Origin of the sequence: Dryocola sp. LX212, from assembly GCA_041504365.1 — a bacterium.
Taxonomy (GTDB): domain Bacteria; phylum Pseudomonadota; class Gammaproteobacteria; order Enterobacterales; family Enterobacteriaceae; genus Dryocola.
On record CP167917.1, the window covers coordinates 3052505 to 3066154 of the forward strand.

Annotated in this window: 15 protein-coding genes; 7 read left to right on the top strand and 8 right to left on the bottom strand. The window is 56.0% G+C overall.

Annotated elements, in window-relative coordinates:
- Positions 1-138 precede the first annotated feature (138 nt).
- Both ACA108_14825 and ACA108_14830 read left to right on the top strand, forming a co-directional pair.
- On the top strand, positions 139-729 hold the full coding sequence (locus ACA108_14825) for an NTP transferase domain-containing protein (GenBank protein ID XEX94645.1): 591 nt from the start codon (positions 139-141) through the stop codon (positions 727-729).
- Entirely contained in the window at positions 716-1684 is a 969-nt protein-coding gene (locus ACA108_14830) for an XdhC family protein (protein ID XEX94646.1), read from the top strand. The genes ACA108_14825 and ACA108_14830 overlap by 14 nt, the downstream gene beginning before the upstream one ends.
- Here ACA108_14830 and ACA108_14835 read toward each other — a convergent pair.
- The 4 genes from ACA108_14835 to apbC form a co-directional block, all read right to left on the bottom strand.
- Positions 1681-2151, bottom strand: a complete 471-nt coding sequence (locus tag ACA108_14835; protein ID XEX94647.1) for a DUF1456 family protein — start codon at positions 2149-2151, stop codon at positions 1681-1683. The two genes, ACA108_14830 and ACA108_14835, sit on opposite strands and share 4 nt — an antisense overlap.
- Before the next feature lie 69 nt (positions 2152-2220).
- A complete protein-coding gene (locus tag ACA108_14840) occupies positions 2221-2487 on the bottom strand; it encodes a Txe/YoeB family addiction module toxin (protein XEX94648.1) in 267 nt (88 codons plus the stop codon).
- Positions 2474-2734 carry a type II toxin-antitoxin system Phd/YefM family antitoxin gene (locus ACA108_14845; GenBank protein ID XEX94649.1) on the bottom strand — a complete coding sequence of 87 codons (261 nt, stop codon included), beginning with the start codon at positions 2732-2734 and terminating at the stop codon, positions 2474-2476. The genes ACA108_14840 and ACA108_14845 overlap by 14 nt, the downstream gene beginning before the upstream one ends.
- Positions 2735-2866: 132 nt before the next feature.
- Positions 2867-3979, bottom strand: coding sequence for an iron-sulfur cluster carrier protein ApbC (apbC, locus tag ACA108_14850; protein ID XEX94650.1), 1113 nt, complete (start codon positions 3977-3979; stop codon positions 2867-2869).
- Between the two features lie 161 nt (positions 3980-4140).
- Between apbC and metG the strand changes: the two genes are divergently transcribed.
- A complete protein-coding gene (metG, locus tag ACA108_14855) occupies positions 4141-6171 on the top strand; it encodes a methionine--tRNA ligase (protein ID XEX94651.1) in 2031 nt (676 codons plus the stop codon).
- A gap of 89 nt (positions 6172-6260) precedes the next feature.
- Here the strand turns inward: metG and ACA108_14860 are convergent, their stop codons facing one another.
- A complete protein-coding gene (locus ACA108_14860) occupies positions 6261-7481 on the bottom strand; it encodes an MFS transporter (GenBank protein XEX94652.1) in 1221 nt (406 codons plus the stop codon).
- A gap of 180 nt (positions 7482-7661) precedes the next feature.
- On the opposite strand from ACA108_14860, the gene ACA108_14865 reads away from it, so the two are divergent.
- From ACA108_14865 to deoR, 3 genes are all read left to right on the top strand, one after another.
- Complete coding sequence (locus ACA108_14865; GenBank protein XEX94653.1) at positions 7662-8402, top strand: phosphatase PAP2 family protein; 741 nt, start codon at positions 7662-7664, stop codon at positions 8400-8402.
- Positions 8399-9007, top strand: a complete 609-nt coding sequence (gene ybjG / locus ACA108_14870) for an undecaprenyl-diphosphate phosphatase (protein XEX94654.1) — start codon at positions 8399-8401, stop codon at positions 9005-9007. Before ACA108_14865 ends, ybjG begins: the two co-directional genes overlap by 4 nt.
- A gap of 114 nt (positions 9008-9121) precedes the next feature.
- The gene (gene deoR, locus ACA108_14875) at positions 9122-9886 is read left to right on the top strand and encodes a DNA-binding transcriptional repressor DeoR (protein XEX94655.1); all 765 of its coding nucleotides are present in this window, start codon (positions 9122-9124) and stop codon (positions 9884-9886) included.
- Here deoR and dacC read toward each other — a convergent pair whose 3' ends face one another.
- Positions 9887-11092, bottom strand: a complete 1206-nt coding sequence (gene dacC, locus ACA108_14880; protein XEX94656.1) for a serine-type D-Ala-D-Ala carboxypeptidase — start codon at positions 11090-11092, stop codon at positions 9887-9889.
- Between the two features lie 249 nt (positions 11093-11341).
- Here dacC and ACA108_14885 point away from each other — a divergent pair, with 249 nt between their 5' ends.
- Complete coding sequence (locus ACA108_14885) at positions 11342-11968, top strand: glutathione S-transferase family protein (GenBank protein ID XEX94657.1); 627 nt, start codon at positions 11342-11344, stop codon at positions 11966-11968.
- On the opposite strand, the gene ACA108_14890 is transcribed toward ACA108_14885, so the two are convergent.
- Together ACA108_14890 and ACA108_14895 are read right to left on the bottom strand one after the other, a co-directional pair.
- On the bottom strand, positions 11965-13074 hold the full coding sequence (locus tag ACA108_14890; protein ID XEX94658.1) for a PQQ-dependent sugar dehydrogenase: 1110 nt from the start codon (positions 13072-13074) through the stop codon (positions 11965-11967). The two genes, ACA108_14885 and ACA108_14890, sit on opposite strands and share 4 nt — an antisense overlap.
- Positions 13075-13194: 120 nt before the next feature.
- Positions 13195-13578, bottom strand: coding sequence for a biofilm formation regulator BssR (locus ACA108_14895; GenBank protein XEX94659.1), 384 nt, complete (start codon positions 13576-13578; stop codon positions 13195-13197).
- Between the last annotated feature and the right edge of the window lie 72 nt (positions 13579-13650).

Sequence of the window (13650 nt, forward strand, 5' to 3'; positions counted from 1 at the left end):
TTGCTGCCGAAGGGTGATTAAAAATGCATCTCCGTAGTGATTATAAGCATATGCTTTTAAGTGAAACCCTGTGACAATTAACATCTCATTTTCATAAAAAAAACAAATTTGATTACTACGGAGAAGGAAAACATCCTCATGAAGCCAGGCATTATTATTGCCGCTGCGGGCCTGGGTACGCGCTTTAGCCTCGCCGGCGGAATCGGACATAAGCTCAATGCTGCGCTGGCAAAGGGCTGCGTGTTTGAACAGACGCTGCGTAACGCCTGTGCCAGCGGTCTTGAGGTACATGTGGTGACTCGTCCAGACAACCTTCACGTCCAGCAGATCTGCTCCGCACAGCGCATCCCCTTTACCCTGGTTGCGAGCGAAGGGCTCGGGGAATCCATTGCCGCAGGCGTTGCGGCGACGGACAGCTGGCACGGCTGGCTGGTCCATCTTGCCGATATGCCGTTTGTCCCCCCTGCCGTTTTCATACAGATAGCCGATGCGCTAGGGCAACACGCTCTGGTACGTCCTCGCGCAGATAACCAACCCGGCCACCCGGTTGGCTTCTCTTCCGTCTGGCGTAAAGAACTTTGTCAGCTAACGGGTGACGACGGCGCGCGTGAACTTTTGCGCGGCCAGCCGCTATATTTCATAGAATTAAAAGATTCAGACTTTCTGCGGGATATCGATCTCCCGTCGCAGCTGCCTTCAGCGAGTAATAATGCCCATGCAACATCTTGATATTAGCGTGCTCAACCAGTCTCTTAGCTGGCTGGAACTGCAGCCGGTCTGGCTGTGTACCGTACTCAGAACCTACGGTTCCTCCCCGCGCTCGCCTGGCGCGCTGATGGCGGCAACGGCGGACGGACGCTTCTGCGGTTCGCTGTCCGGCGGCTGCGTTGAGGATGATTTTTTACAACGCATCGGCGCTGGCGAATACCGGGCCGCCAGCCAGATTGTTCGCTACGGTGAAGGCGGCCTGACGCCCGGCATCGCGCTGCCCTGCGGCGGCGTGCTGGATATTCTGGTGGAATATTTACCCGCCGGGGAGGCAAGCACCACTTATGTGGCAAAGATGCTGGATGCGCTGAACGGCCATTTCGCCCTGCAAAAGCGCCTCGAAGTTGGGCAGCCCTGCAGGCACCTGGAAGTGACCGATTTTGCTGACATCACTCAGGTCGACGTTAACGGGCAGGCGATCACCCTTCACGTTGCCGCCGCACCGCGGTTGTTTATCGCTGGCCTGTCGAGCGTGGCGCTCTACTGCGCTGACTTTGCTCAGTCGCTGGGGTTTGAGGTTGTGGTCTGTGAAAACCGCCCGGACGCACTGGAAAACTTTGCTGGGCAGCTCAAACCCGGCGTCATGCTGCTGAAACAGTTTCCGGCCAACTATCTGGAGCAGCAGAACTGTCATGCCAACACCGCTATTGTGGCGCTAACCCACGATCCACGCATGGACGACCTTACTATGATGGAGGCGGTAAACACGCCTGCGTTTTATATCGGCGTGATGGGGTCGCAGAAGAACAGCGCAAAACGCCTGCAACGGCTGGAAAATATTGCGGAATTAAACAGAGAAGAACTCAAGCGAATTCAGGCACCCATCGGCCTGAAACTTGGCAGCAAAACGCCAGCGGAGATTGCGCTGGCGGTGATGGCGGATATCGTAAAACGGAAAAACGAAGCGCGGGGTTAAGCTTTTTTAGGCTGCACTCGTGCGGTCAAACCACGCAGGAAGTAGCGCAGGAACTGGTCGCCGCACTCGCGGAAGTTTTTGTGTTCCGGCGCACGCATCATCGCAGTAATCTCCGGCATGGAGATGCGGAATTCCTGCGAGGTCAGAATGTCCAGCACGTCATCACTTTTCAGATCGAAGGCAATGCGCAGCTTTTTCAGGATAATGTTGTTGGTCATCTTGCGCTCAAGTTTTGGCGCAGGGCGGCTTTCGTCTTTGCCGCGACGAAAATAGATCAGGCCGTTTAAGAAGTTAGCCATCAGAATGTCCGGGCAGAGCTTGAAGTTCTCTTCTTCTTCCTTTTTGGTCCAGGTCACGATTTGTTCAGTAGTGACCGTGGTATCCGTCAGGGCGAAAATTTTCACCATGTCGTCATTGTTCAGGTTCAGCATGTAGCGCACGCTGCGTAATACGTCGTTGTTCATCATGGTGGAAAATCTCTCGTTCAAACTCTCGAAAAGCGGGCAGTATATCGGGTTCTTGAGTGGTTCGCAGAATTAGTAGTGCAGGCGGCACTGGATAATAATCAGCAGCTCGTCGTTAACGCTGTAGACCAGGCGGTCCGCATCATTGATGCGCCGGGACCAGAAGCCGCTGAGATTACCGCGAAGCGGCTCTGGCTTGCCCAGCCCTGAAAAAGGGGTTCTCTGCGCCTCTTCTATCAGTTTATTGATACGCCTTAACGTTTTCTTGTCCTGACTTTGCCACCACAAATAGTCTTCCCATGCGTGGTCGGTCCATGCAAGCATCCTATTCGTCTTCATCGATAATCTCTCTCCTTGAGATTTGTCCAGTCTGTACCTGTGCTATGGACTCCATCAGCCGCGTGGCGTTCGCTGGGGAACTGAGCAAATGGACGGTTTCCACTAGTGAATTGTAATAATCAAGCGACATCACGACTGAATCCTCTGCATCCCTGCGCGTGATGACGGTGATATCTGCGTTATCCGCCACTTCATCAAGCACGGATTTAAGACGATTACGCGCCTCAGAAAAAGTAATAACCTGCATAGCTGCCTCACATGTACTATTTACGGTACAAGTATAGAGCCAATCATACGGATAAACCACTCTCTTTAAGGGAGCATTTTTGCGGAGGGAAGTGATTCACCCTCTTCCACCAGGAAGAGGGTAAGAGGACATTTAAACAGCCCGGAAAGCGATATCGGCTGGGATAACTTCACCCTGCCAGTAGAGCTGCGCCGCTACGCGGCCTGCCAGTTCGCGATATATCGCGGTGAATTCGCTGTCAGGGCGGCTGACCACGGTTGGCGTGCCCGCATCCAAATCTTCACGCAGTGTAATGTGCAATGGCATCTGGCCCAGCAGCGACGTGTGGTACTGCTCAGCCAGTTTCTGCGCGCCGCCGGTACCGAAGATAGCCTCGTGGTGTCCGCAATTGCTGCAGATGTGCATGCTCATATTTTCGACGATGCCGAGGACCGGCACATCCACCTTCTCAAACATCACTATGCCTTTACGGGCGTCGATAAGCGCAATGTCCTGTGGCGTGGTAACGACCACGGCACCGGTAACAGGAATGTTTTGCGCAAGCGTCAGCTGGATATCGCCGGTACCCGGTGGCATATCCAACACCAGATAATCCAGATCCGGCCACAGGGTTTCCTGCAGCATCTGCATCAGCGCCTTGCTGGCCATCGGGCCGCGCCAGACCATGGCGTTTTCGTCTGTCACCAGATAACCGATGGAGTTAGTGGCAAGCCCGTGGGCGGTAATCGGCGTCATGTGCGTGCCGTCCGGCGAAGTGGGACGTTCGTGCTCCGCGCCCAGCATGGTCGGGATAGACGGGCCATAAATATCCGCATCCAGAATACCGACCTTCGCACCTTCTGCGGCCAGCGCCAGCGCCAGGTTAACCGCCGTGCTCGACTTACCTACCCCACCCTTGCCGGAGCTGATGGCAATAATGTTCTTCACGCCGCCGATGCCCGGATGATTTTTTACGCGCTTTAAGGTGGCGATGTTGTGGCTGAGCTGCCAGTCCACGGCTTTCGCACCGGTGATACGCAGCAGATCCGAGCTGCACTGCTCCTGGAGCGCTTCGAAACCGCTGCGCCAGACGAACGGCATCAGCAGCTCAACGTGCAGCGTGTCGTCAAGCATCGCGACGTGGTGCAGTGCTTTGAGTGTGGTGAGGTTATGCTTCAGGGTTGGGTGTTGAAAATTGGCCAGCGTTCCGGCAACCATGGCGCGCAGCTGCTCCGGGGACTTACCTGGCTGGGATTGAGAGTTCATCCCGACTCCTTATGTTTTTTATCGACTATTGCAGTTTGTTAAGCATACCAGATGCCGCCTGGGGCGATAAAATTTCCTTGTGCGCCTTGTGTGGTTTACCCCGGGGCGGGCTTTCGGTTAACATCAAAGCCCTTTTCTCTTTAGAAGATGCAATTCCTACTATGGCTCATGTCGCGAAAAAATTATTGGTAACGTGCGCACTCCCGTACGCTAACGGCTCAATCCACCTCGGTCACATGCTCGAGCACATTCAGGCTGACGTCTGGGTCCGTTACCAACGAATGCGCGGCAACACGGTCAACTTCATCTGTGCGGACGACGCCCACGGTACCCCTATCATGCTGAAAGCCCAGCAGTTAGGCATTACCCCGGAGCAGATGATTGGCGAAATGAGCCAGGAGCATCAGACGGACTTCGCCGGCTTTAACATCAGCTATGACAACTATCACTCCACGCACAGCGATGAAAACCGCGAGCTGGCGTCGCTGATTTATGGCCGACTGAAAGAGAACGGTTTTATTAAAAACCGTATCATTTCGCAGCTTTACGATCCGGAAAAAGGCATGTTCCTGCCGGACCGCTTCGTTAAAGGCACCTGTCCGAAGTGTAAATCACCGGATCAGTACGGCGATAACTGCGAAGTCTGTGGCGCGACCTACAGCCCAACCGAGCTTATCGAGCCTAAGTCCGTGGTCTCCGGCGCGACCCCAGAAATGCGTGATTCCGAACACTTCTTCTTCGACCTGCCTTCGTTTAGCGAAATGCTTCAGGCCTGGACCCGCTCCGGCGCATTGCAGGAGCAGGTAGCCAACAAGATGCAGGAGTGGTTTGAGTCTGGCCTGCAGCAGTGGGATATCTCCCGCGATGCACCTTACTTCGGCTTTGAAATCCCGGACGCGCCGGGCAAATACTTCTACGTCTGGCTGGACGCGCCGATCGGCTATATGGGCTCCTTCAAGAACCTGTGCGACAAGCGCGACGACCTGAACTTTGACGAGTACTGGAAAAAAGACTCCACCACCGAACTGTATCACTTCATCGGTAAAGACATTGTCTACTTCCACAGCCTGTTCTGGCCGGCGATGCTGGAAGGCAGTGGCTTCCGCAAGCCAACTAACCTGTTCGTGCACGGCTATGTAACGGTAAACGGCGCGAAGATGTCCAAGTCCCGCGGCACCTTCATCAAGGCCAGTACCTGGCTGAACCATTTTGACGCCGACAGTCTGCGCTATTACTACACTGCGAAGCTCTCTTCCCGCATCGACGATATCGACCTGAATCTGGAAGATTTCGTGCAGCGCGTAAACAGCGACATCGTCAACAAGGTGGTCAACCTGGCGTCCCGTAACGCGGGCTTTATCGCCAAACGCTTCGACGGTCAGCTGTCCGCTGAGATTGCCGACCCGGCGCTGTATAAAACCTTCACCGACGCGGCGCAAAGCATTGGCGAAGCGTGGGAAAGCCGCGAGTTTGGCCGCGCTGTGCGTGAAATCATGGCCCTTGCCGACGTGGCAAACCGCTACGTTGACGAACAGGCACCGTGGGTAGTTGCTAAGCAGGAAGGCCGCGACGCCGACCTGCAAAGCATCTGCACCATGGGCATCAATATGTTCCGCGTGCTGATGACCTGGCTGAAACCTGTGCTGCCAACGCTTGCCGAGCGCGCAGAAGCTTTCCTGCACTGCGAGCTGAGCTGGGACAGCATCAACGCCCCGTTGCTCAACCACAAGGTGAACAACTTTAAGGCGCTGTACAACCGCATCGAGATGAAACAGGTTGAGGCGCTGGTTGAAGCATCGAAGGAAGAAGTGAAGGCGGCAGCGGCCCCGGCAACCGGCCCGCTGGCGGACGACCCGATTGGGGAGACCATTACTTTCGATGACTTCGCAAAAGTTGACCTGCGTATCGCGCTGATCGAGAAAGCTGAATTCGTGGAAGGCTCCGACAAGCTGCTGCGCCTGACGCTGGAAATCGGCGGCGAGAAGCGCAACGTCTTCTCCGGCATCCGCTCTGCCTACCCTGACCCGTCTAAGCTGGAGGGCCGTCTGACCATGATGGTGGTCAACCTGGCGCCGCGTAAAATGCGCTTCGGCATCTCCGAAGGCATGGTGATGGCCGCAGGCCCTGGCGGTAAGGATATCTTCCTGCTAAGCCCGGACAGCGGCGCACAGCCCGGCATGGCCGTTAAGTAAAAACAAAATACCCCGGCAAGCCGGGGTATTTTTTTATCAATGAGCAGGGTGATTGTAGGGTGGATAAACGTCAGCGTCATTCACCGGGTTTATGCATCCGTCCGGCTACCCACATTTTTATCCTTCAGAAACACCACCATCAGCCCCAGCCACAGCACGCCGCCCAGCAGGTTAAACAGGCTGAACAGCCCGCTGCCGCCGTGGAGATAAGCGTGCTTGCTGACTTCAATCCCAACCGTAAAGATCAGCATCTGCAGCATGCCCATCGCCGCCGACACCGTGCCCTTGCTCATCGGGCTTGCAAACAGCGTCAGGCGCACCAGGCCTGCGTTGGCAAGGCCAATCCCGTAAGCGTACAGGCTAAGCCCTGCGGTCATCCACAGATAAGCATGGCTGGAGACGACGGTCGCTGCCGCCGCCACAATCAGGCCCGGCACAATCCACCAGCCGCCCATAATAATCAGCGAGCGCACGCTGCGCCGCGACGTTAAGCGCGCCAGCACCAGGTTCCCCAGAATCAGCGCGCCGAAGATTGGCACCTGCAGCAGACCGTATTCGTAGGTGCTGAGCTGTTCACCGCTGATGATAATTACCGGCGATTGAGCAATCCATGCCAGCAGCGGCAGGCTGACAAAGCCGATAGCCAGCGATCCGGCGACAAAGCGGACGTTTTTCAGGACCAGCTTGTAGTCATGCCCAAGGTCTTTGAGGGAGAGCTTCTCGCCCAGACGCGTGGCGGTTTCCGGCATCGCGCGGTGCAGGCCAAAGAATGAAAAGGCTGCCAGGAGGGCGAACAAAATAAACATGGTTTCCCAGGGCGCATAATGCACCCACGCCGCCCCCACCAACGGCCCTAGCAGAGGGGCGATCAGCGCCACGTTCGCCATCAGCGCGGTAATCTTGATGCAGACAGCCTCCTCGAACGACTCCTGAATCGCCGCGTAGCCCACAGCGCCGATAAAGCACAGGCTTATCCCCTGCAGGAAGCGCAGGAAGGTGAACTGCTCAATGTTTTGCGCGAGCAAGGTGGCAAGACAGGTGACAATAAACCAGACCACGCCGGTCAGCATCACCGGGCGGCGGCCAATGCGGTCAGACAATGGCCCTAACAGCCACTGTAAAAACATGCCGCCTGCGAGATAAGCCGTCATCGACGTTGGCACCCATTCGATCCCCGCGTTGTACTGTTTAACGACCTCCAGCATGCCTGGCTGGATCATGTCGTTGCCGATATAGGTCGAAAATTCATAGAGCACCAGGCACAGCGGGAAAAGCAGCGCCTGGCGACCCAGTCGTTTGTTATTTTGCATTAGTAACTCGAGAGGATAATGACTTGAAGAAACGAAAATCACGCGCAGTTTAATCAATTGCCCGCGCGGCGGATAGTAAATTGTGGGTTAAAAACCGGGATATAGCACAACCGGTTTTTTGTTTAAGGTTTTCTTAAGATCGCCTGCGTATGCTGCTCTTTTCCCTTGAATAGTTCAGCCATGACGATCCAGGACAAACTCCCTATATCCGCTAAAGATTGGGCAATTAAGACAAACCCGATTTACCGCCTGCCAGCACGCTTTTACTTTTACCAGTTCTGCTGGCTGCTTCTGCTTGCCGTGGTGTTTACCTGGCTGTCGCGCAATGAAGGGCTGGATCGTCTGATGACCGGCTACTGGTACGACGCTGCCAGCCATCGCTTCCCGTTGCAAAAAAATCAGCTGCTGGATCTGATCAACCACCGGCTATTGAAGGATATCGTCATCGCCGGGGCCGTAATCGGCCTGTTTTACGGCCTGATTCGCCGCCAGCCGCGCTTAGTCACCGTTGCGGCACTGTTCGGGCTTGGCGCACTGACGGTGGGCGTGCTGAAAGCCACCAGCCACCACTCATGCCCGTGGGATCTGGTGGAATACGGCGGCAAGGCACTCTCCTGGCCGCTGTTCGGCCAGGTGCCGGACGGCAGCGGTCCAGGGCGCTGCTTCCCCGGCGGCCATGCTTCCAGCGGGTTTGGGGTTATGGCGCTGTTTTTTCTTTTTTACCGCGAGCGTCCAGCGCTTGCCTGGTGTTGCTTCGCTGGCGGTACCGCCCTCGGGCTGGTGATGGGCTATGGTCAGGTCATGCGCGGGGCACACTTTTTCAGCCACAACCTGTGGGCAGGTTGGTGGGTATGGTTAACGCAGGTTGTGGTGTACGGCATCGTCTCCACTCTGCTGGTTAAGGAACCCGAATCGCTATGATGGAACACCTCAATCAGACGCTCTTTTTACTGATTAATGCCACCCCGGGCTCGCCGGAGTGGACGATTAAGCTGGCGATTTTTATCGCCAAAGATCTGATTAATATCGTCCCGCTGCTGATTGCTATTCTCTGGCTGTGGGGCCAGCGCAGACAGATCGCCGCCCAGCGCGAGGTTGTCATTAAAACCTCAATGGCTATCATTATCAGCGTGTCGCTGTCCTGGATTGTCGGCCATATCTTCCCGCACGATCGTCCCTTCGTAGAAGGCATTGGCTATAACTTCCTGCACCATGCGGCGGATGATTCCTACCCAAGCGACCACGGCACGGTGATCTTCACCTTCGCCCTCGCCTTCCTGTTATGGCACCGGTTATGGTCAGGTGTGCTGCTCTTTTCTATTGCCTGCGTCATCGCCTGGTCGCGGGTTTATCTGGGCGTCCACTGGCCGATGGACATGCTCGGCGGGCTGCTGGTCGGCCTGTGCTCATGCCTGTGGTCGCAGATGATCTGGAACCAGTGGGGCGTGAACATCTACCGCCGCCTGTATCAGCTGCACCGCTTCTGCTTCGCGCTGTTTATCCGCAAGGGCTGGATACGTGACTAAGCGGCGATCGGCAGGTAATATCTGCTCAAACACAAACGGCGGATAGCTTAGGTTTATCCGCCCTACGCTTTTAAAGACCCGGCAATGCCGGGTCTTTACTGTTCAGAGGGCATTATGGAAACCCGGCGCGACGAACGCATTACACGCCTGATTCAGGCGCTTAAACGCAGCGATAAAATTCACCTGAAAGATGCGGCACTGCTGCTTGGCGTGTCGGAGATGACTATTCGCCGCGATCTGAACGGCGAGGCCGGCCCCGTCGTTCTGCTGGGCGGCTACGTCGTACTCGAACCGCGCAGTTCATCCGTCAGCCACTATCTTTTAAGCGATCAGAAGACTCGCCAGGTTGAAGAAAAGCGTCAGGCCGCGCGCCTGGCCGCCGCCATGATCCGCCCGCATCAGACCGTTTTTTTCGACTGCGGTACCACGACGCCCTACATCATCGAGGCACTGGATAGCGATCTGCCGTTTACCGGCGTCTGTTATTCGCTGAACACATTTCTGGCGCTCCATGACAAGCCCAACTGCCGGGTAATTTTAAGCGGCGGCGAGTTCCACGCCAGCAACGCAATTTTCAAACCCATTAATTTTCAGGAGTGCCTGAGCAACCTCTGCCCGGACGTCGCCTTTTTCTCGGCGGCGGGGCTGCACACGCGCCACGGGGCAACCTGTTTTAACCTGGATGAGCTGCCCGTCAAACACTGGGCGTTGTCTATGGCACAGCAGCGAGTGCTGGTGGTGGATGGAAGCAAATTCGGCAAGGTACGCCCGGCCTGCATGGGGCCGCTCTCCTCTTTTAATACTATCATCAGCAATGAAAAACCCGCCGCGGAGTTTGTGGATTACGCCGCGGCGGAAGCTGTCAGGCTGGTGTGGTAATCAGGAGAACCAGCTGCCGAACCAGGTGTTAAATTTCATCAGCACAAAGTCCCACATGCGGCTGAAGAAGCCGCCCTCTTCAACGGCCTCCATGACTATCAGCGGACGCTGCTCAATGACCTTATCGTTGAGCTGGAAGTTAATCTTGCCAACGACCTGCCCTTTCTTCAGCGGTGCGGTCAGCTGGGGCTGATCGAGGGTAAAGCTCGCCCTCAGGTTCTTCAGCTGCCCACGCGGGATGGTTACTGAACCCGCATCACCCGCACCCAACTTCACTTCGCTGCTGTTACCAAACCAGACTCGTTGCGTGACGAAAGTGGCATCCGGCTTGATCGGCGTGACCGTTTCAAAGAAGCGGAAGCCCCAGATCAGCAGCTTTTCACTTTCATTAAAGCGAATACGGTCGGTTTTGGTTCCCAGCACAACGGAAATCAGGCGCATGTCACCCTGGGTGGCGGAGGAGACCAGATTGTAGCCCGCTCCGGCGGTGGTGCCGGTTTTCATGCCGTCCACGTTCAGGTTAGAGCTCCACAGCAGACGGTTGCGGTTCGGCTGCTTGATTTTATTGAAGGTGAACTCTTTCTCTTTATGGATGGCGTACTCTTCCGGCACGTCGTGGATCAGCGCCCGGCCCAGCAGCGCCATATCACGGGCGGTACTGAACTGCCCCGGCGCGTCAAGACCGTGTACCGTTTTGAAGGTCGTGCTGGCGAGGTTCAGCTTCTGGGCGTAGTTGTTCATCAGGCTAACAAAGGAGTCCTGGCTGCCCGCTACGTAGTCGGCAATGGCAATACTGGCGTCGTTGCCCGACTGGATAATCACGCCTTTGTTCAGATCTTCAACCGAGACCAAATCGCCCGGCTTCAGGAACATCAGCGAGGAGCCGCGCAGCACCGGGTTGCCGGTAGCCCATGCGTCTTTGCCGATGGTGACCATATCGGTCAGGTGGATTTTGCCAGCCTTCAGCGCCTGTCCAACCACATAGCTGGTCATCAGCTTGGTCAGGCTGGCCGGATCGAGCTTCTCGTCGGCGTTGCCTTCTGCCAGCACTTTGCCGCTGGCATAATCCATCAGTATCCAGGCTCGCGCATCAACCTGCGGCGCGTTCGCCGTTTGTTCTACCGCCACCACCGGGGCTGCCAGCAATAATAGGGCCGTCCCTGCAAGCATTGCTCGTAATGACGCTGGGATTTGCAAAATCTTCATAAAACCACCCGAGTATCCATTCAAAAAAGTCACGACGCGTGCCGCACTCATTGTTTCAAGTCGGGAGTAAGCTAACGTGCGAACTCGCTCAAAGAAACATGACGTTGGTAAAGTTTGTTAAGTTTATTCGATATTATGCGTACTTGCCGCAGTCGCGCCTGTTTTTTTCTGGTCAGTTGAGGTGCTATGGTGTTTTCTTAAACGAAGATCGCAATAAATCGCAAACAGCCACGCTAAGCAGGAACGTTTATGATAACCGTTTGGGGCAGAGACAATTCGACCAACGTGAAGAAGGTACTGTGGTGTCTGGAGGAGCTGGGGGAAGAGTATCAGTCTATTCCGGCAGGCGGGAAGTTTGGCAAAACACATGACGCAGACTATTTGTCGATGAACCCTAACGCGCTGGTGCCCTGCATTCACGACGACGCCACAAACCTGACGCTGTGGGAGTCCAACACCATTGTTCGCTATCTGGCTGCGCAGTACGGCAAAAACACGCTGTGGGTGGACGATCCGGCCGCCCGCGCTCACGGTGAAAAATGGATGGACTGGGCAGCGGGGACGCTGGTCAGCCCTTTTCGTGGGGTCTTTATGGGTCTGGTGCGTACCGAACCCGCGCTACGTGACCACAAGCTGATTGAAGAAAGTATCGCCCAATGCGACGCGCTCTTTGGCATTCTGGATGCTGAACTGGCGAAACAACCCTGGCTGGGAGGGTCTGAGTTTGGCCCTGCGGATATTGCCCTGGGCCCGTCAGTTTATGGGCTGCTCAACCTGGCTATCCAGCTGGGGCCACACCTCAACCTGCTGCGCTGGTATCAACAGCTGACCCAGCGCCCGGCGTTCCAGAAAACGGTAATGGTCCCCCTGGACTAACTTTTCGGGCTTAGCTTCAACAGCTGCCCGTCAGAAGCGTCGGTCAGGGCATAAATATAGCCGTCCGGACCGACGCGTACATCCCTGATCCGTTCTTTGTGGTCATCCAGCAGGCGCTGCTGGTCCGTTATTTTGTCGCCGCTAAGCGTCAGCTCAATCAGATTTTCATCCTTCAGCGCGCCGATAAACAGCCTGCCTTTCCACTGCGGGAATTTTTCCGCGTTATAGAAAGCCATACCGCTTACCGCCGGGGAGACTTTCCAGTAATAGCTCGGCTGTTCCGTCCCTGCCACAATTTCCCCTTTCGCTTCCGGGATCTTCATGCCGCTGTAATTAATGCCCCAGGTAGCAATCGGCCAGCCGTAGTTTTTACCCGCCTGCGGGATGTTAATTTCGTCGCCGCCCCGCGGCCCGTGCTCGTTCAGCCACACCTCGCCGTTGGCGGGGTTGATAGCCATCCCCTGCGGATTGCGGTGTCCGTATGACCAAATCTCTGCCCGCGCGCCCTGCTTATCCGCAAACGGGTTATCCTTCGGCACCGTGCCATCTTCGTTCAGCCGTACCAGCTTGCCCTGGAGCTTGTCGAGATCCTGCGCAGTTGAGCGCTGGTTATTTTCCCCGAGCGCGATAAACAGGTGCCCTTTGCCGTCAAACACCATGCGCCCGCCGAAGTGGTTGCCGGTGGAGAGCTTAGGCTGCTGGCGGAAAACGACTTTAAAATCTTCAAGACGTTCCAGATCAGGGCTTAGCGTGCCGTAGCCCACGGCGGTGCCCGCTTTATCATCGGCGCCGACCTCGGCATAGCTCAGCCATAGCCGGCGGCTCTTAGCAAAATCGGGCGCCAGCACAACGTCAAACAGTCCCCCCTGTCCGTGCGCCCAGACTTTCGGCACGCCCACAATTGGGTCGCCCAACCCCTCTTCCGGCTGCCAGTGGCGCAGCTGGCCGTCACGCAGGGTTATCAGCATGCCTTTATCGTCCGGCAAAAATGCCAGCGACCAGGGGTGATCGAGTTTGCTTTGCAGCACGTCAACGTTAACTCCGGCGGCACAGGCCAGCCCGGAGGCAAACAGCAACACGGTGACGATGAGGGTACGGGACGGCATAGCATTCTCCTTTTCCGGTAACAGGATAAGGGTAGCCGCCTGACTTCGTGTAAGAGACATTTTTACATAACCTTTACCGACAGTTGGGAGAGTCCTTCTCCCCGCTGCCGGCATGGCCCGTCACGACTCAACGGCCAGCTCCAGGCTTAGCAAAAAGTGGAGGCTGGATGAAAGCCGGTCGTGGCAGCTTGCGAGCTTATCTGCATCGATCGCGATATAGTGCGGACAGTCGTGCCGCCCCGTCATCAGCGCAATGGCTGCGGCAGAAAGCGCTGCGTTTGCCTGTTTGAAGGCCGCCGCCTCATCCGCAGCAAGTACATCCTGAAGACGTGGAGCGCTTTCGTGATAAACGTTACATAACTCAAACAAGCTGTCGCGCAGATGCTCGCTTTCGCTCACCGACATGTAGCCTTTTGCCCTCCGCAAAGAGAGATAAGCGGCGACATCATGTTTCGCCACGATCATTTTTTGCAGCAGATCACGCCTGAGCAGACCCCTTGACATACCTTTTCCCTCCTCTTCGTGTGCCTGTAAGACTTAGTTATAGTATGGTTATTTTTCAGGCGATCGGCGGCG

Bases quoted from the DNA above. Each gene is read 5' to 3' on its own strand.
- ACA108_14840 (XEX94648.1), bottom strand. From the start codon at position 2,487: ATGAAGACGAATAGGATGCTTGCATGGACCGACCACGCATGGGAAGAC.
- ybjG (XEX94654.1), top strand. From the start codon at position 8,399: ATGATGGAACACCTCAATCAGACGCTCTTTTTACTGATTAATGCCACC.
- deoR (XEX94655.1), top strand. From the start codon at position 9,122: ATGGAAACCCGGCGCGACGAACGCATTACACGCCTGATTCAGGCGCTT.
- ACA108_14890 (XEX94658.1), bottom strand. From the start codon at position 13,074: ATGCCGTCCCGTACCCTCATCGTCACCGTGTTGCTGTTTGCCTCCGGG.
- dacC (XEX94656.1), bottom strand. From the start codon at position 11,092: ATGAAGATTTTGCAAATCCCAGCGTCATTACGAGCAATGCTTGCAGGG.
- ACA108_14865 (XEX94653.1), top strand. From the start codon at position 7,662: ATGACGATCCAGGACAAACTCCCTATATCCGCTAAAGATTGGGCAATT.
- metG (XEX94651.1), top strand. From the start codon at position 4,141: ATGGCTCATGTCGCGAAAAAATTATTGGTAACGTGCGCACTCCCGTAC.
- ACA108_14825 (XEX94645.1), top strand. From the start codon at position 139: ATGAAGCCAGGCATTATTATTGCCGCTGCGGGCCTGGGTACGCGCTTT.
- apbC (XEX94650.1), bottom strand. From the start codon at position 3,979: ATGAACTCTCAATCCCAGCCAGGTAAGTCCCCGGAGCAGCTGCGCGCC.
- ACA108_14830 (XEX94646.1), top strand. From the start codon at position 716: ATGCAACATCTTGATATTAGCGTGCTCAACCAGTCTCTTAGCTGGCTG.
- ACA108_14860 (XEX94652.1), bottom strand. From the start codon at position 7,481: ATGCAAAATAACAAACGACTGGGTCGCCAGGCGCTGCTTTTCCCGCTG.
- ACA108_14885 (XEX94657.1), top strand. From the start codon at position 11,342: ATGATAACCGTTTGGGGCAGAGACAATTCGACCAACGTGAAGAAGGTA.
- ACA108_14835 (XEX94647.1), bottom strand. From the start codon at position 2,151: ATGATGAACAACGACGTATTACGCAGCGTGCGCTACATGCTGAACCTG.
- ACA108_14845 (XEX94649.1), bottom strand. From the start codon at position 2,734: ATGCAGGTTATTACTTTTTCTGAGGCGCGTAATCGTCTTAAATCCGTG.
- ACA108_14895 (XEX94659.1), bottom strand. From the start codon at position 13,578: ATGTCAAGGGGTCTGCTCAGGCGTGATCTGCTGCAAAAAATGATCGTG.